Annotated in this window: 20 protein-coding genes; 15 read left to right on the top strand and 5 right to left on the bottom strand. The window is 73.3% G+C overall.

All coding sequences use genetic code 11. From position 1 onward, the window contains the following. Positions 1-24 precede the first annotated feature (24 nt). A complete protein-coding gene (locus ACFUUZ_RS22380) occupies positions 25-519 on the top strand; it encodes a MarR family winged helix-turn-helix transcriptional regulator (RefSeq protein ID WP_378699199.1) in 495 nt (164 codons plus the stop codon). Between the two features lie 208 nt (positions 520-727). Further along, positions 728-1,222 carry a DUF6764 family protein gene (locus tag ACFUUZ_RS22375; RefSeq protein WP_378699197.1) on the top strand — a complete coding sequence of 165 codons (495 nt, stop codon included), beginning with the start codon at positions 728-730 and terminating at the stop codon, positions 1,220-1,222. Between the two features lie 50 nt (positions 1,223-1,272). Here the strand turns inward: ACFUUZ_RS22375 and ACFUUZ_RS22370 are convergent, their stop codons facing one another. Together ACFUUZ_RS22370 and ACFUUZ_RS22365 are read right to left on the bottom strand one after the other, a co-directional pair. After that, positions 1,273-2,718, bottom strand: coding sequence for an SDR family oxidoreductase (locus ACFUUZ_RS22370; protein WP_378699195.1), 1,446 nt, complete (start codon positions 2,716-2,718; stop codon positions 1,273-1,275). A gap of 107 nt (positions 2,719-2,825) precedes the next feature. Next, positions 2,826-3,518, bottom strand: coding sequence for a TetR/AcrR family transcriptional regulator (locus ACFUUZ_RS22365; protein WP_378699193.1), 693 nt, complete (start codon positions 3,516-3,518; stop codon positions 2,826-2,828). 108 nt (positions 3,519-3,626) lie between these two features. On the opposite strand from ACFUUZ_RS22365, the gene ACFUUZ_RS22360 reads away from it, so the two are divergent. The 4 genes from ACFUUZ_RS22360 to ACFUUZ_RS22345 all read left to right on the top strand — a co-directional run bounded on the left by ACFUUZ_RS22360 (position 3,627) and on the right by ACFUUZ_RS22345 (position 7,970). Then, the gene (locus ACFUUZ_RS22360; protein WP_378699191.1) at positions 3,627-4,772 is read left to right on the top strand and encodes an acyl-CoA dehydrogenase family protein; all 1,146 of its coding nucleotides are present in this window, start codon (positions 3,627-3,629) and stop codon (positions 4,770-4,772) included. Between the two features lie 142 nt (positions 4,773-4,914). Beyond that, on the top strand, positions 4,915-5,580 hold the full coding sequence (gene sigK / locus ACFUUZ_RS22355; RefSeq protein ID WP_378699189.1) for an ECF RNA polymerase sigma factor SigK: 666 nt from the start codon (positions 4,915-4,917) through the stop codon (positions 5,578-5,580). Continuing rightward, positions 5,573-6,301: an anti-sigma factor domain-containing protein gene (locus ACFUUZ_RS22350; RefSeq protein ID WP_378699187.1), complete on the top strand. Its 729-nt coding sequence runs from the start codon at positions 5,573-5,575 to the stop codon at positions 6,299-6,301. The genes sigK and ACFUUZ_RS22350 overlap by 8 nt, the downstream gene beginning before the upstream one ends. Before the next feature lie 61 nt (positions 6,302-6,362). Continuing rightward, positions 6,363-7,970, top strand: a complete 1,608-nt coding sequence (locus ACFUUZ_RS22345) for a molybdopterin-dependent oxidoreductase (RefSeq protein ID WP_378699185.1) — start codon at positions 6,363-6,365, stop codon at positions 7,968-7,970. Here the strand turns inward: ACFUUZ_RS22345 and ACFUUZ_RS22340 are convergent. After that, positions 7,957-8,694 carry a TetR/AcrR family transcriptional regulator gene (locus ACFUUZ_RS22340; RefSeq protein ID WP_378699183.1) on the bottom strand — a complete coding sequence of 246 codons (738 nt, stop codon included), beginning with the start codon at positions 8,692-8,694 and terminating at the stop codon, positions 7,957-7,959. The two genes, ACFUUZ_RS22345 and ACFUUZ_RS22340, sit on opposite strands and share 14 nt — an antisense overlap. A 144-nt stretch (positions 8,695-8,838) precedes the next feature. Between ACFUUZ_RS22340 and ACFUUZ_RS22335 the strand changes: the two genes are divergently transcribed. Further along, on the top strand, positions 8,839-10,572 hold the full coding sequence (locus ACFUUZ_RS22335; protein WP_378699182.1) for a GMC oxidoreductase: 1,734 nt from the start codon (positions 8,839-8,841) through the stop codon (positions 10,570-10,572). Positions 10,573-10,675: 103 nt separating this feature from the next. Next, the gene (locus ACFUUZ_RS22330; protein WP_378699180.1) at positions 10,676-12,262 is read left to right on the top strand and encodes a GMC family oxidoreductase; all 1,587 of its coding nucleotides are present in this window, start codon (positions 10,676-10,678) and stop codon (positions 12,260-12,262) included. Between the two features lie 4 nt (positions 12,263-12,266). Here the strand turns inward: ACFUUZ_RS22330 and ACFUUZ_RS22325 are convergent, their stop codons facing one another. After that, positions 12,267-12,740, bottom strand: a complete 474-nt coding sequence (locus tag ACFUUZ_RS22325) for a hypothetical protein (protein WP_378699178.1) — start codon at positions 12,738-12,740, stop codon at positions 12,267-12,269. A gap of 357 nt (positions 12,741-13,097) precedes the next feature. On the opposite strand from ACFUUZ_RS22325, the gene ACFUUZ_RS22320 reads away from it, so the two are divergent. Continuing rightward, on the top strand, positions 13,098-14,318 hold the full coding sequence (locus ACFUUZ_RS22320) for a PucR family transcriptional regulator (protein WP_378699176.1): 1,221 nt from the start codon (positions 13,098-13,100) through the stop codon (positions 14,316-14,318). A gap of 49 nt (positions 14,319-14,367) precedes the next feature. On the opposite strand, the gene ACFUUZ_RS22315 is transcribed toward ACFUUZ_RS22320, so the two are convergent. Then, complete coding sequence (locus ACFUUZ_RS22315) at positions 14,368-14,919, bottom strand: GNAT family N-acetyltransferase (RefSeq protein WP_378699173.1); 552 nt, start codon at positions 14,917-14,919, stop codon at positions 14,368-14,370. Positions 14,920-15,147: 228 nt separating this feature from the next. On the opposite strand from ACFUUZ_RS22315, the gene ACFUUZ_RS22310 reads away from it, so the two are divergent. Genes ACFUUZ_RS22310 through ACFUUZ_RS22285 form a run of 6 tightly spaced genes read left to right on the top strand, consistent with a single transcriptional unit; the run spans position 15,148 to position 21,538 of the window. Beyond that, a complete protein-coding gene (locus ACFUUZ_RS22310; RefSeq protein WP_378699171.1) occupies positions 15,148-16,773 on the top strand; it encodes an ABC transporter substrate-binding protein in 1,626 nt (541 codons plus the stop codon). A 5-nt stretch (positions 16,774-16,778) separates the two neighbouring features. After that, positions 16,779-17,717: an ABC transporter permease gene (locus tag ACFUUZ_RS22305; protein ID WP_378699169.1), complete on the top strand. Its 939-nt coding sequence runs from the start codon at positions 16,779-16,781 to the stop codon at positions 17,715-17,717. Further along, positions 17,714-18,553: an ABC transporter permease gene (locus tag ACFUUZ_RS22300; RefSeq protein WP_378699167.1), complete on the top strand. Its 840-nt coding sequence runs from the start codon at positions 17,714-17,716 to the stop codon at positions 18,551-18,553. The genes ACFUUZ_RS22305 and ACFUUZ_RS22300 overlap by 4 nt, the downstream gene beginning before the upstream one ends. Continuing rightward, positions 18,550-20,328 carry a dipeptide ABC transporter ATP-binding protein gene (locus tag ACFUUZ_RS22295; RefSeq protein ID WP_378699164.1) on the top strand — a complete coding sequence of 593 codons (1,779 nt, stop codon included), beginning with the start codon at positions 18,550-18,552 and terminating at the stop codon, positions 20,326-20,328. The genes ACFUUZ_RS22300 and ACFUUZ_RS22295 overlap by 4 nt, the downstream gene beginning before the upstream one ends. Beyond that, a complete protein-coding gene (locus ACFUUZ_RS22290) occupies positions 20,325-21,092 on the top strand; it encodes an SDR family NAD(P)-dependent oxidoreductase (protein ID WP_378699162.1) in 768 nt (255 codons plus the stop codon). Before ACFUUZ_RS22295 ends, ACFUUZ_RS22290 begins: the two co-directional genes overlap by 4 nt. A 32-nt stretch (positions 21,093-21,124) precedes the next feature. Continuing rightward, complete coding sequence (locus ACFUUZ_RS22285; RefSeq protein WP_378699160.1) at positions 21,125-21,538, top strand: ester cyclase; 414 nt, start codon at positions 21,125-21,127, stop codon at positions 21,536-21,538. The last annotated feature ends 29 nt before the right edge of the window (positions 21,539-21,567 follow it).

Raw genomic sequence — 21,567 nt, 5'->3', positions numbered from 1 at the left:
GGGTGGTTGGAAAGGATCGCGGGGATGACCGAGGAGCGCGTGCCGCAGGTGAGCGAGCGCGAGCTGTTGGAGTCCGAGATCTCCGCCGATCTGCGGGCGCTCACCGCGGTCTCGGAGCAGCTGGGGCACGTGTTCGCGCGCGCCAACGAACTGCGGCCGACCGACTTCAGGGCGCTCATGCACATCGCGACCGCCGATATCGAGGGTGACCCGCTCACCGCGGGGCGGCTGGCCAAGCTGCTCGGCATCTCCACCGCCGCGGTCACCTACCTGGTGGAGCGGATGATCGAGTCGGGGCACATCCGCAGGGACACCGATGCCGCCGACCGGCGCAAGGTGCTGCTGCGCTACGCCGACCACGGCATGGACGTCGCGCGCGGCTTCTTCACCCCGCTCGGCACCCGCACCCGCGCCGCCATGGCCGCGCTCCCGGATGAGGACCTGGCCGCGGCGCACCGCGTGTTCAGTGCCCTGATCACTTCCATGCGGACGCACTTCGACGAGCTGACCCGGCGCTGAGCGGCGGATCCGGACGCATCGCCGAGCCGGACCCATCCACCGGCTCCCGCCGGTCGAATCTCTCTGTTTTCGCAGGTAGCGATACTGAAGCGGGCGAAAACCCGGCTGTTTGACGCGACGATTTCGCGTCATTACTGAGTCACCGGACAACGGCGCCGGGGCGGTGGTACCCATCGTCCGGCGTTCCGAACGACCCAGGAGGAACGACATGAAGACCACTGCCATGCGCCGCACCGCGGCCGTGCTCGTCGGCGCCGGTGCGGCCGCCGCCTGCGCCCTGCTCGCCGCCCCCGCCGCGAGCGCCGAGACGGCGTCCTGCCCGGCCTCGGGCGGCGAGGTCCGCGCCCTCACCGTCGGCGACGCCTCGTGCGCCTCGGAGAGCGTCGGCGGTTCGGCGGCGCTCGCCATCGGCACCGACGGCACCGCGGACGCCGACGCGAACGCCGCCGGGCTGTCGCTGGCCATCGCGCAGAACGGCGGCGCGGCCACCTCGGAGTCGGGCTACCTGTCGGCTCCGGCCGCGGTCGCCGTCGGCCCCGGCGCGAGCGTCATCACCCTCGGCGTGCGGCCGGGGCTCTCGATCGGGATCGCCGGACCGGGCGCCACCGTCGTGGTGGACGGGGTGAACCGGCCGACCTGCTCGGGCGGGCTCGCCTTCGCGGGCGACTTCCAGACCTTCCAGGGCTGCCTGTCCACGCAGTAGCGCGCGAACAGCGGAAGGCGGGTGCCCGGGGGGCACCCGCCTTCGCTCGTTCAGTGCGTCGTGGCCTCGGCGGCGCCGGTGATGTTGCGGGCCATGCCGCCGAAGATCACCGCGTGGAAGGGTGCGATGGCCTTCCAGTAGAGGTGCCCGGCCAGGCCGCGTGGTTCGAAGAGCGCGCGCTGGTGGTAGACCGCGCCGTCCTTGTCGGGCTCGACCCGCAGCTCCAGCCAGGCGCGGCCGGGCACCCGCATCTCGGCGCGCAGCCGGAGCAGGTGCGGGCGCTCCAGGTGCTCGACCCGCCACCAGTCCAGCGCCTCGCCCTCGCGCAGCCGGTGCGGGTCGCGCCTGCCGCGGCGCAGCCCGGCGCCGCCGACCACCCGGTCCATCCAGCCGCGTACCGACCAGGCCAGCGGGAACGAGTACCAGCCGTGCTCGCCGCCGATCGCCTCCACCACCGCCCAGACGGTCTGCGGGTCGGCCTCGGTGGCCAGCGAGCGTTCGTCGCGGTAGAGCGAGCCGCCGGACCACTCCGGGTCGGTGGGCAGCGGGTCCGACGGCGCGGTCCCCGCGTCCGCGTCCGACCAGCGGGTGGGGACGTCGAGGTCGCGGATCTTGGCCAGCGCGAGCTCGACCGCGTGGTCGTAGCCGATGAGCCCCTCGTCCGGGTCGGGGATGTGCTCGGCGATGGTGTGGTCGCGGCAGACCACGTCGTTGATCAGCGACTCCATCAGCGGCACCGCGATGGCGCGCGGCACCGGCGTCACCAGGTTCACCCACTGCGCGGAGAGCCACGGGGTCAGGACAGGCACCGGGACGATCACCCGGCGCGGCAGCGCGGCGACCGCGGCGTAGCGGCGCATCATCTCCAGGTAGCTGAGCACGTCCGGGCCGCCGATGTCGAAGGCGCCGCGCACCTCGGGGGCCACCTCGGCGCCGCGGGTCAGGTAGTAGAGCACGTCGCGGACGGCGATGGGCTGGATCCGGTTGCGCACCCAGCGCGGGGTGACCATGGCGGGCAGCCGCTCGGTCAGGTAGCGCAGCATCTCGAAGCTGGCCGAGCCCGAGCCGATGATCACCGCCGCCTGCAGCACCAGCGCGGGGACCCGGCCTGCCAGCAGGATCTCGCCGACCTCGGCGCGCGAGGCCAGGTGCCGGGAGAGATCCTGCCCGGCCGGGGTGATGCCGCCCAGGTAGACGATGCGGGCCAGGCCCTGCTCGTCGGCGGCGCGGACCACGAGCTCGGCGGCCTTGCGGTCGACGGTGTCGAAGTCCGACCTGGTCAGCGAGTGCACCAGGTAGTAGAGGACCTCCTGGCCCGCCAGCGCCCGCGCGACGTCGTCGGCGTCGGTGACGTCACCCTGCAGCACCTCGACCTCGTCGCGCCACGGCGCGTCGGCCAGCTTCCCCGGGGTGCGGGCCAGCACCCGGACCGTGTGCCCCGCCTTCAGCAGTTCCGGCACCAGCCTGCCGCCGATGTACCCGGTCGCTCCGAACACCACACACCGCACGCGCCTCCACCTTCCGCTCGCCGAAGTCCGGTTGCGCCGTCGCCGCGGACCGGGGCACCGCGCCCCTGCTGTCCGGCTACCCGCCGCACCTGCGGTTACGCGCCCGGCGCGCTGTGATCCCGGCCCGGGAGCGGGCCCTCGGGGTCGAGCTCGATGCCGAGCGCGCGCAGCCTGCGGTCGATCAGCAGCCAGGACTCCGCGGTGAGCAGCTCGACCAGCTCGGCCTCGGTGGAGCCGCCGTGCGCGAGCCACCAGCGCACCGAGGCGTCGATCAGCCCGAGCAGCGCGACCACGAGACGATCCGCGGCGGCGTGGTCGGCGTTGAAGCGCGGGATGTAGCGCCCGGCCGCCTCGGAGATCTCCGAGGCGAAGGCGCTGCCGCCGATCCTGGACTCCTCCTCGGCGCCGCGGGAGTAGTTGCGGCGCAGCAGGAAGCGGTACAGGTTCGGGTGCTCGCCCGCCCAGGCCACGTGCTCGGCGATCGGCGCGCGGATGACGTCGAGCGGGGTGCCGTCGATGGCCAGCGCGGAGCGGATGCGCTCGGTGAGCTCCTCGTGCGCGCGCCGCGCAACCGCGAGGTCGAGCTCCTCCTTGCTGGCGAAGTGCCGGTAGAAGTGCGTCCTGGCGAGCCCGGCGCGGTCCGCGATCTGGCCGGTGAGGGCATCGGGGCCGTGCTCGGTGATGGCGGCGATGGCGGCGTCGACCAAGGCGCGGCGGCGCTCGGCGCGTACCGGGGAGAGCGCGGCGGCCCGGCGGGTGCCGGTGGTGTCGGCGCGTCCTCTGGTCATGTCGGGCAAGGCTAGCGCACTCGACGCCGGGCGGTGACGGGCACTACAGTAGCGCTGGGACACGCTGTACCCGTTATTTGCGGTTACAGACGAAACGAAAGGAACCCGATGGCCGCCTACCGGTCCGTGTGGATGGACGACGACCTGGACGCGCTGCGCTCGCTGGCGCGCGCGTTCTTCGACAAGGAAGTCGCGCCGAACATCGACAAGTACCTCGCCCAGCACCACGTCGACCGCGACCTGTGGAACAAGGCGGGCGAGCTGGGGCTGCTGTGCCTGTCCATCCCGGAGGAGTACGGCGGCGGGGGCGGCACCTTCGCGCACGAGGCCGTGCTGATCGAGGAGCAGGCGCGGGTGGTCGACACCGCGTGGGGCGCCAGCCTGCACAACGGCATCGTGGCGCACTACCTGCTGCACTACGGCACCGAGGAGCAGAAGAAGCACTGGCTGCCGAAGATGGCCAGCGGCGAGGTGGTCGGCGCCATCGCCATGACCGAGCCGGGCACCGGGTCGGACCTGCAGAACGTCAAGACCAAGGCGCTGCGCGACGGCGACGAGTACGTCATCAACGGCTCGAAGACCTTCATCACCAACGGCTCGCAGGCCGACCTGATCATCGTGGTCGCCAAGACCGACGTGAGCCAGGGCGCGGCAGGCATCAGCCTGGTGCTGGTCGAGGCGGATCGGCCCGGGTTCCGGCGCGGCCGGGTGCTGGACAAGATCGGGCAGAAGGGCCAGGACACCTCGGAGCTGTTCTTCGAGGACGTCCGGGTGCCGGTCACCAACCTGCTCGGCGAGGCCGAGGGCCAGGGGTTCGTGCAGCTCATGCAGCAGCTGCCGCAGGAGCGGCTGATCATCGCGGTCGGCGCGGTGGCGGGCATGGAGACGGCGCTGGAGCACACCCTGCGCTACGTCAAGGAGCGCGAGGCGTTCGGGCGGCCGGTCTTCGGCTTCCAGAACACCAAGTTCAAGCTGGCCGAGGTGGCGACCGAGGCGCGGGTGGCCCGGGTCTTCACCGACGACTGCGTGGCCAGGCACATCAACGGCGAGCTGGACATCCCGACCGTCGCCATGGCCAAGTGGTGGACCACCGAGCGCGCGCTCGAGGTGGCCAGCGAGTGCCTGCAGCTGCACGGCGGCTACGGCTACATGACCGAGTACCCGATCTCCCGCATGTGGGCGGACAGCCGGGTGCAGATGATCTACGCGGGTACCAACGAGATCATGAAGGAGATCATCGCGCGCTCGCTCTGACGCGCTGTGCCGAACCGGGCGTTCTCCGCGGAGTACGCCCGGTTCCGTGTTTCCGCCCACGCCGGGCGAGTACATTCCAGCCCGGAACCCATCCGAGCACCGAGGCATGTCGAAAGCCAGTCATGCGGACAGGGACACGACCATGACCAATGAACCGGCGTTCGCGCCGATTCGCCTGCACAGCGCCGACACCGGCGGACAGGACCCGGCGTGCCCCGCCGACCCGGAAGGCCGGGCGGCCACCGTCGCGCAGAACCGGCAGCTGATCGGGCTGCTCGCGGCCGTCGCGGGCGGCGACCGCGACGCCTTCACCGACTTCTACCGGCACACCAGCCACCGGGTCTTCGGGCTCGCGGTGCGGGTGCTGCGCAGCCACGCCGCCGCCGAGGAGGTCACCCAGGAGGTATACCTGCAGGCCTGGTCGATGGCGGCGCGCTACGACGAGAGCAAGGCGAGCCCGATCGGCTGGCTCATGATGCTCACGCACCGCCGCGCGGTGGACCGGGTGCGCACCGAGCAGAACGCCGCCAGCCGGGACTCGGTCTACGGCCACGCGCACCTGGGCCGCGCGCACGACAGCGTGGCCGAGGAGGTCGGGCAGAAGCTCGACGAGCAGGCGGTGCTGCGCTGCCTGGAGACGCTCACCGCCACCCAGCGCGAGGCGGTCGGGCTGGCGTACTACACCGGCCGCACCTACCGCGAGGTCGCCGACCACCTCGCCGTCCCGCTGCCCACCCTCAAGAGCCGGATCCGGGACGGGTTGAAACGGCTGGAGACCTGCTTGACCGGAAAGACCAGCGATGCCTGACACCGACCGCGACGAGGCGGACCTGCTCGACCTCGCCCCCCTCTACGCGCTCGACGCCGTCGACGCCGGCGAACGCGCCGCGATCGACGAGCGGCTCGCGCGCGCCGACGCGCCGCTCGCCGCCCGATTCGCCGACACCGTCGACCGCACGCACGACGTGCTCGCGGAGCTCTCCCTGGTCGACGCGGTTCCGCCGCCGCCGGAGCTGGAGGGGCGGCTGCTGGCCGCGCTCGACCGGCTGCAGCAGGAACCGGTCCGGGACATCCGCAGCGCGCGCCGGTTCTCCGGGAAGCGGCTGGGCTGGCTGGCGACGGCCGCGGCGGTGCTGGTGGCCGCGGCGGTCGGCGGGGCCGTGCTGGTCGGGCGGGACTCCGGCTCGACCTCGTCGGAGATCACCGCCGCCAGGGTGATCGAGCAGCCGGACGCGCGCGCCGCCACCGTCGCGGTGCCGAGCGGCGGCTCGCTGAGCGTGAACTCCTCCAGCGCGCTCGGCGCGGCCGCGATCTCCTTCGCCGCCATGCCGGAGCTGCCCGCGGACCGCGACTACCAGCTCTGGATCATCCCCCCGGGCGGGACGCCGCAGCCCGCGGCGGTCGTGCCCGGCTCCGGTGAGGTGATCGCGCGGTACGAGACCGCCGACACCATCGCGATCACGGTCGAGCCGACCGGTGGGTCGCAGGCGCCGAGCGGGAGCCCGATCGCGGCCATGGTCATGGACTGACCCGTCCGCGCCCGGCGCGCTGTCGAACTCCTCCGGCATCCGAGACGATCTGGAGGGCGCGATGACCGCGACCGAGCAGCACACCCCCGGCCGGGCCGCGGCCGCGCTCGCAGGCGTTCTCGCCGCGGGCACGGTGCTCGGGGTGGGGCACCTGGTGGCGGCGCTGGTCGACCCGGCCGCGTCGCCCTTCCTGGCGACCGGGGCCGGGATGGTGGACCGGACGCCGCGGGCGCTCAAGGACTTCGCGATCCGCGAGTTCGGGAGCAGCGACAAGCTGGTGCTCTTCGCGAGCATGGCGGTGGTGATGGTGCTGCTCGCCGCCGTCGCCGGGCTGCTGGAGCGGCGGTTCCGCTACGCGGGGTGCGGGCTGCTCGCGGCCCTCGGGCTGGTCGTGGTCGGTGCCGCGCTGCAGCGGCCGGGCGCGACGGCGGTCTTCGCGCTGCCCGCGGTGCTGGGTGTGGTGGCAGGGATCCTCGCCCTGCGCATCCTGATCCGCGCGGCGGTGGCGGGCCCGGTGCGGGTGGGTGGCGGCAGCGAATCGGGGTCGGCCGAGTCCGACCGCCCGGGGCCGATGTCGCGCGATTCCGCACCGATACGCGCCCATTCGCGCCGCGGGTTTCTCGGGATCGCCGCCGGGGTCGGCGCCGTCGCCGTCGCCACCTATGCCGCCGGGCAGTACATCGGGCGCGCGCTGCGCGATGTGGCCGCCGACCGGGCGGGGTTCGTCCTCCCCCGGCCCGCCCGCCCGGCCCCGCCGATCCCGGCCGACGCCACCTTCCCCGAGCCGGGGATCACCCCGTTCACCACGCCGAACGGCGACTTCTACCGCGTGGACACCGCACTGCAGCTCCCCGCGCTGACCTCGGACGACTGGCGGCTGCGCATCCACGGCCTGGTCGACCGCGAGGTCGAGTACACCTTCGCCGACCTGCGCGAGCGCGCCGCTGCGGAGTCCACCTTCACCCTGACCTGCGTCTCCAACGAGGTCGGCGGCGACCTGCTCGGCACCGCCACCTGGACCGGCTACCGCCTCGCCGACCTGCTCGCCGAGGCGGGCCCGCGCCCCGAGGCCGACATGGTGCTCTCCACGAGCATCGACGGCTTCACCGCGAGCACCCCGCTCGGCGCGCTCACCGACGGCCGCGACGCGCTGCTCGCCGTCGGCATGAACGGCGAGCCGCTGCCGGTGGCGCACGGCTACCCGGCCCGCATGGTGGTGCCGGGGCTGTACGGCTACGTCTCCGCCACCAAGTGGGTGGTCGACCTCGAGCTCACCCGCTTCGACCGGGCCACCGCCTACTGGACCGACCGCGGCTGGGCCGCCGAGGCGCCGATCAAGACCTCGTCCCGGATCGACGTCCCCGCCTCCTTCGCCACGGTCGACGCCGGGCGGGTGGTGGTCGCCGGGGTCGCGTGGGCGCAGCGGCACGGCATCGACCGGGTCGAGGTGCAGGTGGACAGCGGGCCCTGGCAGCAGGCCGAACTGGCGGCCGAGTACTCGATCGACACCTGGCGGCAGTGGCGCTGGGCGTGGGATGCCGCGCCGGGCGCGCACACGCTGCGGGTGCGCGCCACCGACCGCACCGGCACCACCCAGACCGACGCCCGCGCCCGCCCCTTCCCGGACGGCTCCTCCGGGTGGCACAGCCGGGTGGTCACGGTGCGGTGAGCGGGCGGGGCGCGGGGGCGGCGCGGCGGACCGGCTGCGCTCCGACCATCGCGAGCAGGCCGTCCAGCTGGTATTCGAAGAGCTCGGCGCGGTCGGCGAAGGTCTGCGCCCCGTACATGTCGAACACATCGGCGCTCACTGCGCCGATCAGCCCGGCGTAGAGCGCGGTGCCGCGGGCGGCGAGCCAATCCGGCAGCGGCAGCCCGAACTCCGTTCGGATCGCCTCGAAGTCGGCGTGCAGTGCGGGCGAGGCAGCGGGAACCCCGGGGGGCTCGGTGAGCGCGCCCGCCGCGTGCGCCGCGGCGAGCAGCCGCATCATGGCGAGGATGAGCCGGGTGCCGGACTGCACCGTCTGCTCGGCGGGGGCGTGGTAGCCGGGCACCGGGGTGCCGAAGAGCAGGCCGTAGCGGGCCGGTTCGGCGAGCGCCCAGCCGCGCAGCGTGCGGCCGAGCGCGCGCAACCCGTGCACCGGGTCGCCGGGCTCGGCGGCCAGTGCGGCGTCCACCGCGTCGCCGAGCGCGGTGTAGCCGTCGATGAGCAGCATGGTGAGCAGCTCGTCGCGGCTGCGCACGTAGCGGTAGACCGCGGAGGAGACGACGCCGAGGTCGCGGGCGACGGCGCGCAGTGAGAGCGCGGCGGCACCGTCGGCCGCCAGGTGTCGGCGGCCGATCTCCAGGATGTCGGTCATGGTCTGCGCCCTGGCGCGGTCGCGGGGTGTCGGCATCGTCCCAGCGTGGCTCGGAAGAGAGAGCGGTGTCAACTCTGGTGAGCGCCGCTCCGCACAAAGACGTAACCGGCGGTTTCGTCTACAAGCTACCGAGGAGTAGTGTTGCTTCCGTCACTACTCGCCCGGATCGAGGAGCAGCCCATGGACCAGCGGACGACCGACTACGACGTGCTGATCGTCGGCTCGGGGTTCGGCGGAAGCGTGACCGCGCTCCGGCTGGTCGAGAAGGGGTATCGGGTCGCCGTGCTGGAGGCGGGGCGCCGCTTCGCCGACGACGAGTTGCCGCGCACCTCGTGGGACCTGCGCAAGTTCCTCTGGGCGCCCAAGCTCGGCTGCTACGGCATCCAGCGCATCCACCCGCTGCGCAATGTGCTCATCCTGGGCGGCGCGGGCGTCGGCGGCGGCTCGCTGAACTACGCCAACACGCTCTACGTGCCGCCGGAGCCGTTCTTCCAGGACCCGCAGTGGCGCGACATCACCGACTGGCGCGCCGAGCTGACCCCGTACTACGAGCGGGCCAAGCAGATGCTCGGCGTGGTGCGGAACCCGCACATGACGCCCGCCGACGAGATCTTCAAGCAGGTCGCCGACGACATGGGTGTCGGCGACACCTTCGTGCAGACGCCGGTCGGCGTCTTCTTCGGCGAGCCCGGCGAGACGGTGCCCGACCCGTACTTCGGCGGCGTCGGCCCGGAGCGCACCGGCTGCCTGGAGTGCGGCGACTGCATGGTCGGCTGCAAACACGGCGCGAAGAACACGCTGGTCAAGAACTACCTCTACCTCGCGGAGCAGGCCGGAGCCGAGGTGATCCCGCTGACCACGGTGACCGGGCTGCGCCCGCACGCCGACGGCACCTGGGACGTCACCACCGAGCGCACCGGCGCCTGGCTGCGCAAGCGGCCGCACACCTGGTCCGCCGCCCAGGTGGTGCTGGCCGCCGGCACGCTCGGCACCCAGAAGCTGCTGCACGCCATGCGCGACACCGGGACGCTGCCCGAACTCTCCCCCCGGGTCGGCGAGCTGACCCGCACCAACTCCGAGTCGATCGTCGGCGCCGCCACCCGCAAGGTCGACCCGAACCTGGACGTCACCCGCGGCGTCGCCATCACCTCCTCCATCCACCCCACCCCGGACACGCACATCGAGCCGGTGCGCTACGGCCGCGGCTCGAACTCCATGGGGCTGCTGCAGACGCTCATGGTGGACGGCGGCGGCCGGGTGCCGCGCTGGCTGCGCTTCCTCGGCGTCGCGCTGCGCCACCCGCTCACCCTGCTCAGCTTCCTGAGCGTGCGGAACTGGAGCGAGCGGACCATCATCTCGCTGGTCATGCAGCACCTGGACAACTCGATCACCACCTACACCACGCGCGGGCTCTTCGGCCGCAAGCTCACCAGCAGGCAGGGGCACGGCGAGCCCAACCCCACCTGGATCCCGGCGGGCAACGACGTCACCCGCAGGGTCGCGGAGAAGATCGGCGGCGTGGCGGGCGGCACCTGGGGCGAGGTCTTCAACATCCCGCTCACCGCGCACTTCCTCGGCGGCGCGCCGATCGGCGCGGACCGCGAGCACGGGGTGATCGACGCCTACCACCGGGTCTTCGGCTACCCGACGCTGAGCGTGGTCGACGGCGCCGCCGTCTCCGCCAACCTCGGCGTCAACCCCTCGCTCACCATCACCGCCCAGGCCGAGCGGGCCGCCGCCTACTGGCCCAACCGGGGCCAGGTCGATCAGCGGCCGGCGCAGAGCGAGCGCTACCGGCAGGTCGCCCCGGTCGCGCCCGAGCACCCGGTGGTCCCGGCGCACTCCCCCGCCGCACTCGTGCTGCCCATCGTGCACATCACCTCCGGGCAGCCGAGCACCCCCGCGGTGAGCTGACCGCCGCGCCGCCGCCTTCGCGCGTTTTGCGGATGGCGTTCGACCATTGCTCGTACATTGACGAATGTCCCCACACCGGTGCGGCCGATCGGAGCGTGCAACTGTGCCAACGGACGAAATCGACGCCGACTACGTGATCGTCGGGGCGGGCTCATCGGGAGCGGTGCTGGCGAACCGGCTGAGCGCCGACGCCGCCACGCAGGTGGTGCTGCTGGAGGCCGGGCCCGCGGACAAGAACCGGTTCGCGCACATCCCGGCCGGGTTCTCGAAGCTGTTCCGCACCGAGGTGGACTGGGACTACCTGACCGAGCCGCAGCAGCAGCTCGGTAACAGGCAGATCTACTGGCCGCGCGGCAAGATGCTGGGCGGCTCGTCGTCGATGAACGCCATGATGTGGGTGCGCGGGTTCAAGGCCGACTACGACGAGTGGGCGCTGCTGGCGGGCAGCGAGTGGGGGTTCCAGGCCGCGGTCGAGCAGTTCCGGCGGATCGAGAACGTCGAGGGCGCCGCGTACCCGGACGAGGGGACCACCGGCCCGCTGCACATCCAGCACCAGCGCAGCCCGCGCGGGCTCACCGCCGCCTACCTGACCGGGGTCCGGGAGGCCGGGTACCCGGTGGAGCCCGCGAACCGGCCGGAGCCGGAGGGCTTCTCGCAGACCATGGTGACCCAGCGGGCGGGGCGTAGGTGGAGCACCGCCGACGGCTACCTGCGCCCGGCCATGCGCCGCTCCAACCTGCGGGTGCGGACCGAGGCGCAGGCCACCCGGGTGCTCTTCGACGGCACCCGCGCGGTCGGCGTCGAGTACCGGCAGGGCGGTGCGACCAGGGTGGTGCGGGCGCGGCGCGAGGTGGTGCTCTGCGGCGGCGCGATCAACACCCCCCAGCTGCTGCTGCTCTCCGGGATCGGCGACGCCGAACAGCTCGCCGCGCACGGCATCCCGGTCGTGCAGCACGCGCCGGAGGTCGGGGCGGGGCTGCAGGACCACCTGGTGGCCGCGCTCGGCTACGGGGTGCAGGGCGATTCGCTCTTCGCCGCGGAGAAGCCGCGCGAGCTGCTCGGCTACCTGCTGCGCCACCGCGGCATGCTGACCTCGAACGTCGGCGAGGCGTACGGCTTCGTGCGCAGCCGCCGCGACCTGGAGCAGCCGGACCTGGAGCTGATCTTCGCGCCCGCGCCGTTCTTCCACGAGGGGCTGCGCGACCCCGAGGAGCACGGCGTGGTGCTGGCCACGGTGCTGCTGCGTCCCTTCAGCCGCGGCGCCATCACCCTGGCCTCGGCCGACCCGCTCGCCAAGCCGCTCATCGACCCGCGCTACCTCACCGACAGCGACGGCGCCGACCGGGCCGCCATCCTGGCCGGGCTGCGCGCCTGCGCCGAGATCGCGCAGACCCCGGCGATGAAGGCGGTGCTCGGCGACCTCATCTACCCGCCGCAGGCCCCGGACGACCTGGCCGCCGCCATGCGGCTGACCCTGGAGCAGTACTCGCACACGCTGTACCACCCGGTCGGCACCTGCCGGATGGGCACCGACGCGGCCAGCGTCGTCACCCCGCGGCTCGAGGTGCGCGGCGTGCACGGGCTGCGGGTGGCCGATGCCTCGGTGATGCCGCTGCTGGTCCGCGGGCACACGCACGCCCCCGCCGTCTTCGTCGGCGAGCAGGCGGCGAAGTTCCTGCGGAACCCCTGAGAACTCAGTGCGCCGGGACGCGGGCGAAGCCGAGCGGCGGCGTCGGGTAGGGGTTGCTCGGGACCGGGCGGAAGTCGGCGAGTGCGGGCAATACGTCCGTGTTACGCGCGGCGTAGCAGCGCACCAGCGGCAGCCGCCCGGCCACCTCGGCGCGCTCCAGCGGCTCGGGGTCGAGGAAGCCGATCACGTCCAGCCCGACGCCGAGCGTGCGCGCGATCCGCAGCACCGCCCCGGACTTGCGGCCCCACCCCACCTCGACGGCGGAGAAGTACTCGAGCACGCCGTGCCCGGCCAGCGCGGCCACGGTGCGGTCGCGGTGGCCGCGACCGGCGACGGCGTGCAGCACGCCGCGGTCGCGGAGCAGCCGCAGGGTGCGCAGCGCGGCGGGGCGCAGCGCACCGCCGTGGCCGTCGCTGACGGCGCCGTTCCACAGCGTGTGGTCCGGTTCCCACACCAGGCAGCGCAGAGCCGGTCTCATCCGCCCGCTCCTATCGGTCGTCGACGCGCGTGTCACGAGATCGCCCTCACTGTCGGCCTCGCGACACGAACCGGCAAGCCCCCGATTCCCGGTGCCGACCGGACGGAGGCGGCACCGACTCTACAAGCCGCGGCCACCGCCGCCCCGGGGTTTCGGCGGCGACCCGAACCGGACGTGATACGACTCACGCCCGGTTTCGGCTACGCTTTCCGGACCGGCTGTGATCGGTCACAGTGGCTTTTCGGGCGACGACGCCGGGATTCACAGAAGCACGGGATTCGTTCCCCGGACAGCGTGCGGCGATTACTGTGATCAACCTGCACAGCTAGTAGAACCCGGGGGCAGAAGGAGTCGCCTATGTCCGTCGACAGTTCGTCCCGAGCGGGCCTGACCCTGTCGGGCAAACCGATGTCGTCGTCCCTCCAGGACGTCCGGTCGCTGTCCCGTCAGATGGTGGGGCATTTCGTCGCGAACGTCGTGCCCTGCGGGACCCTACCCGGCGATGCCATCTCCGGCGATGTCACCACGATCACCAGGGTCTGCCTCGAATTCGCGGTCAGCATGCTCGACGGCAAGGACATTCCGGAGAAGTTGCAGCGGCTGCAGGACGCGGCGGCGGGGTGGGCGCGCGAGGGCGTGCCGATCGACACCATCCACCACTCCATCCACGAGGGCTTCAAGATGGGGCTCGACCTGGTGGTGTCGCAGGCCAGCATCAAGGACTACGAGAACCTGGTGGACGGCGCCAAGACCGTCGTCGAGATGCTCGACATGATCACCACCACGATCTCCATGGCCTACGTGCGCGAGCTGCGCTCGGTGGTCAGCGAGCACCACACCGCGGTGCACACGCTGACCTCGGCGCTGCTCGGCGGGCACAGCACCTCGACCATGGCCCGCGAGTGCGGGATCGCCATCGCGACCTCGTACGCGGTGCTCGCGGTCGCCATCCCGCCGCACCGGGACGAGGCGAACCCGACCCTGGACGGCCTGGTGGTGGCGCGGCGCAAGCTGCGCCGGGTGCAGGCCGAGCTGGCCACCCGCTGCGGGGAGAGCGCGCTCTCGCTGCTCAGCGTGGACGGCGGCACGGTGCTCATCCCGGCCTCCCGCTTCGACCGCGAGGGCTTCGACGCCCTGGTCGAGCAGTTGTCGCGGGCGGCGCAGGTCGGCATCACGGCGACCGTGGTGGAGGCGACCCCGGAGCAGATCCCGGACGCCGCGGACCAGGCGCACGAACTGCTGGACATGGTGCAGCGGCTGCAGGCGGTGGCCGGGCTCTACCGCTTCGACGAGCTGGCGCTGGAGTACCAGCTCACCCGCCCCGGCCCCGGCCGGGAGTACCTGGGGTCGCTGCTCGACCCGCTGGACGAGCACCCCGAGCTGCTGGAGACGCTGCAGCGGCACATCGCCAACAACCTGAACCGGCAGCGCACCGCGCGCGTCCTGCACGTGCACACCAATACGGTGGACTACCGGCTCAAGCGGATCGGCCAGCTCACCGGCTTCGACCCCTCGCAGCCCTCCGGGCTGTGGTACCTGCGCTCGGCGCTGGTCGCGCGCACCTACCGCGCGTCCTGACACCGACACCGCCCGACGGCCCCCGGCAGCCCGCCGGGGGCCGTCGGCGTCACGGCCTGCGGATCATGGTCCAGAACCGCGGCATGCCGTCGGGTCGGTGGGTGGCGGCGACGTCGAAGCCGTGCCGCTCGTAGAAGGGCACGTTCGCCTCGTTGACCGTCTCCAGGTAGACCGGGTGGCCGGACTCGGCGAGCACCGGGTCGATGAGCGCGCCCGCGTGCCCGCGCCCCTGCTCGGCCGGGTCGACGCCGAGGATGAACAGGGGCAGGAAGGGCTGCTCGATCACCTCCCGCTGGGCCCGCTCCAGCTCGCCGGTGAAGGCACCGAAGCGGCGGAAGGCGCCGAGCCCGAGCCGCACCGGCGCGCTCAGGAATCCGGCGCCCGCGAGCTCGCGCATCCCGAGTCCGCGCCCGGGCAGCAGCCAGATGGCCGCGCCCGCGCCGGGACGCTCGTCCAGCCTGCCGTACTTCGCGCCGAGCCGGGCACTGGCGCCGAAGAACCACGGCAGCACCGCCGCGCGGCGGGCCGGGTCGGGCTGGATGTAGGTGAACATGGGGTCGTCGTGGAACGCGCGGGCCAGGATCCTGCCGGTTCCGGTCATGTCGGGATCGTAGAGCGCGGCGCCGCGCGCGGCAGCGGATTTCCGGCCGTGTCCAGCGCTGCGCGCAGCGGGATTCCGCGCTTCGATCGCCTCTTCCGATCGGTTCCGATCAGTATCGGCGGAACGTGAATTCGGTTGTGCGCCAATCATTGACCGTGCTCGATCGGCCGTGCTGGAGTCGATTTCATGTCTGCAGAGCACGAAGCGCCCCGGCGTCCGAGGAACAGGTTGGGCCGCAGCCGGGCGTGGCCGATCGCGGCGGTGATCGCGGTCGTCGCGGTGGTGGCGGCCGGGGTGGTGCTTGCCACCCGCCCCGGCTCGGAGGCCGCGGCGGAGACCCCGGCCCGCAGCGGGACGCTGACCTACGCGGTGGCGGGCACCCAGGTCTCGCTCGACCCCGCGGTCGCGGCCACCGCGGTGACCAGCGTGATCAACCGGAACATCTTCGACTCGCTGGTGGTGCAGACCGGCCCGGAGAGCTTCGGGCCGTGGTTGGCGACCGAGTGGAGCCTCTCCCCCGACGGCCGCACCTACGCCTTCACCCTGAAGGAGGGCGTCACCTTCCACGACGGCACCCCACTGGACGCCGCAGCGGTGCGCGCCACCCTCGACCACGTGGTGGACCCGAAGACCAAGTCGGCCTACGCCGCCTCGCTGATCACCCCGTACCAGGAGACCAGGGTGCTCGACGCCCGGCGGCTCGAGGTGGTGCTGAGGCAGCCGTTCACCCCGTTCCTGCAGGCGCTCTCCACGCCGAGCCTCGGCATCCAGAGCCCGGCGGCGCTGGCCGCGCCGGAGTACCGGCCGGTGGGCACCGGCCCGTTCGCCTTCGAGCGGTGGGAGCAGGGCAAGCGCGAGACGCTGGTGCGCAACGAGACCTACAGCTCGCCGCCGACCGGCGCGGCGAACCAGGGCGCCGCCTACCTGGACCGGCTGGTGTTCGAGTTCGTCGCGGAGGACGCCACCCGCTACGGCGCGCTGACCGGCGGCCAGGTCCACGGCATCGCCGGGGTGCCCCCGGTCTCCGCCGGTGAGCTGGCCGAACTGCCCGGCTTCGCCCTGCACAGCACCGAGACGCCGGGGCTGAACTACAACGTCTACCTGAACCGGAGCCGCGGCGCGCTGCAGGACCCGCTGGTGCGGCGGGCGCTGAGCTCGGCGGTCGACGTCGAGGCGCTGGTGCGCAACGTCTACTTCGGCCGATACCCGGTCGCGGACAACGCGCTCAGCCCGATCACCGCCGACTACGACGACGGCGCGAGCGCCGAGCTGGCGAAGCACGACCCGGACGCCGCCCGTCGGCTCCTGGACCAGGCCGGGTGGACCGGCACCGACGCCGACGGGTACCGGGTCAAGGACGGCAGGCGGCTCACCCTGGTCTGGCCGTACTGGCCGGAGGGCACCCGCGAGCAGCGCGAGGTGATCGCGGAGGGGTTCAAGGCGCAGGCCCGCACGGTCGGCATCGAGATCGCCAGGCCCACCGTCGACACCGGCACCTACGTGGACCGCTACCTGATCGGCGGCGAGTACGACCTGGTGGACGTGAGCTTCGCCCGCCCGACCCCGGACGTGCTGCGCTTCGCCTTCTTCTCCGCCAACACCTACGCGAAGGCGGGCGGCAATGTCGCGCTGGTGAACTCGCCGGAGATCGACGCGTGGGTGACCGAGGCGGCGGCCGATCCGGGCAAGGCGGGCGCGGCCTACTCGGCGGTGCAGCGCGAGGTGCTGAAGCAGGCCTACATCGTCCCGGTCTACACCCCGGTGAGCCTCACCGGCTTCGCGGATTCGGTGCGCGGGCTGGTCTTCGACGCGCAGACCTACCCGCGCTTCGCCGACGTCTGGCTCGGCTCCTGAGCCGGGTGCCGGAGCCGCTGCGCTGGCTCGCCGGGCGGCTGGCGCTGGCGCTGCTGGTGATGTGGGGCGCGGCCACGGTGACCTTCGCCGGGCTGCTGCTCATCCCGGGCGATCCGGCGCGGGCGGTGGCGGGCGGGGTCGCGGCCACCGCCTCGCCGGAGGTGCTGGCCCGGATCCGCGCCGACTACGGCTTCGACGACCCGGTGCTCGTGCAGTACCTGCGCTTCCTGGGCAGGCTGCTCCGGGGCGACCTGGGCCGCTCGTACCAGCTGAACCAGCCGGTGCTCACCGTGCTGGCCGAGCAGGCCGGGGCGACGCTGGCGCTGGCGCTGGGCGGGATGGCGCTGGGGCTGCTGCTCGCGCTCGCGGTGGCGGTCGCCACCGCGGGCAGGCCGCGGCCGCGCGCGATCGCCAGGGCGGCGGAGTTCGGGGCGCTCTCCATGCCGACGTTCTGGATCGGGTTCCTGCTGCTCGCGCTCTTCTCCTTCCGCTGGCACCTGTTCCCGGTCCTCGGCAACGGCGGCCCGGCGGCGCTGGTGCTGCCCTGGATCACGCTGGCGGTCGCCATCGCGGGGGTGCTCTCCCAGGTGACCAGGGACGGGATCGAGCAGGCGCTGGCGCAGCCGTTCGCGCTCACCGCGCGGGCCCGCGGCGCCACCGAGACCAGGGTGCGGCTGCACCACGCGCTGCGGCACGCGGCGCTGCCGGTGCTGACCATCTCGGGCTGGATGTTCGGCAACCTGCTCGGCGGGGTGGTGGTCGTGGAGACCGTCTTCGCCCGGCAGGGGCTGGGCCAGGTGCTGGTGACGGCGGTGCGCGGGCGCGACTACCCGGTGGTGACCGGGCTGGTGGTGCTGACCGCGGCGGCGTTCTCGCTGATCGGGATCGCCCTGGATCAGCTGTACCGGATCGTCGATCCGCGGGTCGGGGCGGTGGTCCGGTGAGCGCCCCGACCCCGATCGTGCCGACCCCCGGTGCCGGGCTGCCCGGGCTCGGGGTGCTGCTCGCCGGGGTCACGCTGGGGGTGATCCTGCTGGCGGCGGTGGCGCCGGGGCTGCTGGCCGGCTCGCCGGAGGCGATCGACCCGGCGGTCGCGCTGCGGCCGCCGAGCCTGGCGCACCCGTTCGGCACCGACTGGCTCGGCCGCGACGTCTACGCCAGGGTGGTGCATGGGACCGCGGCCACGCTGCTGGTCGGGGTCGGCGCGACGCTGGCGGCGAGCCTGGTCGGCGCGGTGTGGGGGCTGCTGGCGGCGCTGGGCGGGCCGGTGGCCGACCAGGTCGGCATGCGGCTCGCCGACGTCTTCCTGGCGTTCCCGGCGGTGCTGATGGCGCTGCTGGTGGTGGCGATCCTCGGGCCGGGCACCGGGAACGTCGCGATCGCGGTGACGGTGGCGCTGGCGCCGGGGTTCGCCAGGATCGTGCGGATCCGCACGCACCTGGTGCGGCAGTTCGCGTACGTGCGGGCGGCGCTCGACCTCGGCATCGCGCCGTGGCGGGTGGTGCTGCGGCACGTGGCGCCGAACGTGCTGATCCCGCTCGGGGTGCTGGTGGTGATCAATATCGGCACCGCAATCATCATCGGCGCCTCGCTCAGCTTCCTCGGGCTCGGCGCGGAGTCCACGGTGCCGGAGTGGGGTTCGCTGCTCGCGCAGTCCCGCAACTACCTGTCCGCGCAGTGGACGCTGGCCGTCTTCCCCGGGCTGGCGGTGACCGTGACGGTGCTCGCGGTCAGCGTGCTCGGCCGGGCGCTGCAGGCCCGATCGGAGGGAGAAGGGTGAGCGAAGCGCTGCTCGAGGTGCGGAAGCTGTCGGTGCGGTTCGGCTCCGGCGCGCCCGCGGTGCGCGAGGTCGGGCTGGAGCTCGCGGCCGGGCGCTGCCTGGCGCTGGTCGGCGAGTCCGGCTCCGGGAAGAGCGTGGTGGCCAGGACCCTGCTCGGGCTGGCCGGCGCGAACGCGGAGGTGCACGCGGAGCGGCTGAGCTTCGACGGTACCGACCTGCGCGCACTGTCCGGCCGCGCGTGGCGCCGGATCCGGGGCAGGCGCATCGGCTTCGTCCTGCAGGACGCGCTGACCTCGTTGGACCCGCTGCGCCGGATCGGGCACGAGGTGGCCGAGCCGTTGCACATCCACGGCCTGGCGAAACCCGGCGAGCTGGACGACGCGGTGCTGGAACTGCTGACCGCCGTCGGCATCCCGGACCCCGACGACCGGCTGCTGCAGTACCCGCACGAGCTCTCCGGCGGGCTGCGGCAGCGGGTGCTCATCGCCTCCGCCGTCGCGGCCGGGCCGGAGCTGATCATCGCCGACGAGCCGACCACCGCGCTGGACGTCGGGGTGCAGGCGCAGATCCTGCGGCTGCTCGACGAGCGCAGGGCCGCGGGCAGCGCCGTGCTGTTGATCAGCCACGACCTCGCCGTGGTCGCGGGCAGCGCCGACGAGGTGGCGGTGCTCTACGCGGGGGTGGTGGTGGAGCGCGGCAGCACCGCGGAGATCTTCGGCGCGCCCGCGCACCCCTACACCGTGGAGCTGCTGGCCGCCGCGCCGACGGTGGACGGCCCGGCCGAGCACCCCGCGCTCGCGCCGTGGGCACCGCCCGCCGGGTCCGGCTGCCCGTTCGCCACCCGCTGCCCGCTGGTCGAGGAGCGTTGCCGGACGGCGCTGCCCGAGCTGGTCGAGCTCGGCGCCGGGCACGCGGCGCGCTGCCTGCGCCCCGGCGAGCACCGGCCGCGCGCCCGGCTCGCGCCCCCGGCGGAGCCGCCCGCGCCGGACGGCCCGCCGCTGCTGGAGTTCCGGGAGGTGGCGCACGAGTACAAGGTGGTCGGTGGAGGCAGGCGGCGCACCGTCGAGGACGTCTCGTTCACCCTGGCCCGCGGTGAGACACTCGGCGTGGTCGGCGAATCCGGGTCGGGCAAGTCGACGATCGCGCGGCTGGCGCTGGCCCACCTCACCCCGAACGCGGGCACGGTGCACTTCGACGGCGAGCCGTGGAGCGCGCGCACCGAACGCTCCCGCAGGCCGCTGCGGCCGCGTGTCCAGCTCATCGACCAGGACCCGCTCAGCGCCTTCGACCCGCGCTGGAACGTGGGCCGGATCATCGCCGAGGCGCTGCACCGGGAGCGTTCCCCGGCGGCGCGGGTGGCGGCGCTGCTGGTGTCGGTGGGGCTCGACCCCGAGCTGGTCCCACGCCGTCCGGCGCAGCTCTCCGGCGGACAGCGGCAGCGGGTGGCGATCGCGCGAGCCCTGGCGACCGAGCCGGAGCTGATCGTCGCCGACGAGCCGGTCTCCGCGCTCGACGTCACCATCCAGGCACAGATCCTCGAGCTGTTCGACCGGGTCCGGCGGGAGACCGGCACCGCGCTGCTCTTCATCTCGCACGACCTGGCGGTGGTGCGCAGGCTGTGCCGCCGGGTGCTGGTCACCCGGGACGGCCAGGTCGTCGAGGCCGGGCCGACCGAGCGGCTCTTCGCCGCCCCGCAGCACCCCTACACCCGGCAGTTGCTGGCCGCCGTCCCGCGCGCGGCCGTCCCCGTCCCCCTCTCGAAAGGATCGTTGTGAGCGCACCCTCCCGCACCCGCGTGGTGCTCGTGACCGGCGCCGCCTCCGGCATCGGCCGGGCCACCGCCGAGCTCTTCGCCGAGCGCGGCGAGCACGTGGTCGCCGTCGACGTCTCCGCCCGCGGCCTGGAATCGCTCGGCGACGGCATCGTCGGCATCACCGGCGACGTCTCCGCCGAGGAGGTGAACCGGGCCGCGGTGCGGACCGCGCTGGAGCGGTTCGGCAGGCTGGACACCGTCGTGCTGAACGCGGGCACCGGCGGCACCCCGCCGCTGGAGACGCCGGGCTCGGTCGAGGCGGCCGACCGGATCTTCGGGGTCAACCTGCGCGGCCCCATCCACGGCCTCAAGGCCGCCGTTCCCGCGCTGCGCGAGACCCGCGGGTCGGCGATCTTCACCTCCTCGGTGGCCGGGCTGCGCGGCGACCCCGGCAACTGGGCCTACAACGCCTCCAAGGGCGCGCTGATCAACCTGGTGCGCGCCTTCGCCATCGACTACGCCGCGCAGGGCGTGCGGGTCAACGCCCTCGCCCCCGGCCTCACCCGCACCGGCATCACCGCGAACGTGCACCAGGATCCGGCGCTGCTGGAGCTGATCGAACGCCGGATCCCGCTGGGGCGCTTCGCCGAACCGCGCGAACAGGCCGAGGCCATCTGGTTCCTGGCCTCCCCGGCGGCCGGCTACATCACCGGCACCACGCTCGTCGTGGACGGCGGGCTGGACGCCAACCTCGGCATCCTCCCGCTGCCCGGCCAGTCCTTCTGAATCCCGTTCCGCCACCCGAGAAGGAGAGACGATTGACCACCACCACGCAGACGAACAAGGATGTCGCGCGTCGCTTCTACCACGAGGTGATCACCGAGGGGCAGCTGCACCTGCTGGACGAGATCATCGCCGAGGACGGCACCGACAGCGCCGTCCCGGCAGGCAGCGTCAAGGGCCGCGGCGGCTTCGTCGAGCACATCACCTGGCTGCGCGCCAATGTCGAGAACGTCACCGCCACCGTCGTCGACACCGTCGCCGAGGACGACCGGGTCGTCGTCTACTGGACCATCGAGGGCACGCAGCGCGGCGAGCTCTTCGGCGTGCCGGACACCGGGCGGCACTTCACCGGGTTCAGCATCAGCACCATCCGGTTCCGGGACGGGCGGATCGTGGAGTACTCGGTGCTGCCGGACCGGGCCGGGATCATCGCCCAGCTCGCGGGCTGATCGCTCGCCGAAGGGGGGCCTCCCGCACC

Origin of the sequence: Nocardia sp. NPDC057353 (genome assembly GCF_042667085.1) — a bacterium.
GTDB lineage: Bacteria > Actinomycetota > Actinomycetes > Mycobacteriales > Mycobacteriaceae > Nocardia.
This window is presented reverse-complemented; position numbering and strand designations above follow the sequence as displayed.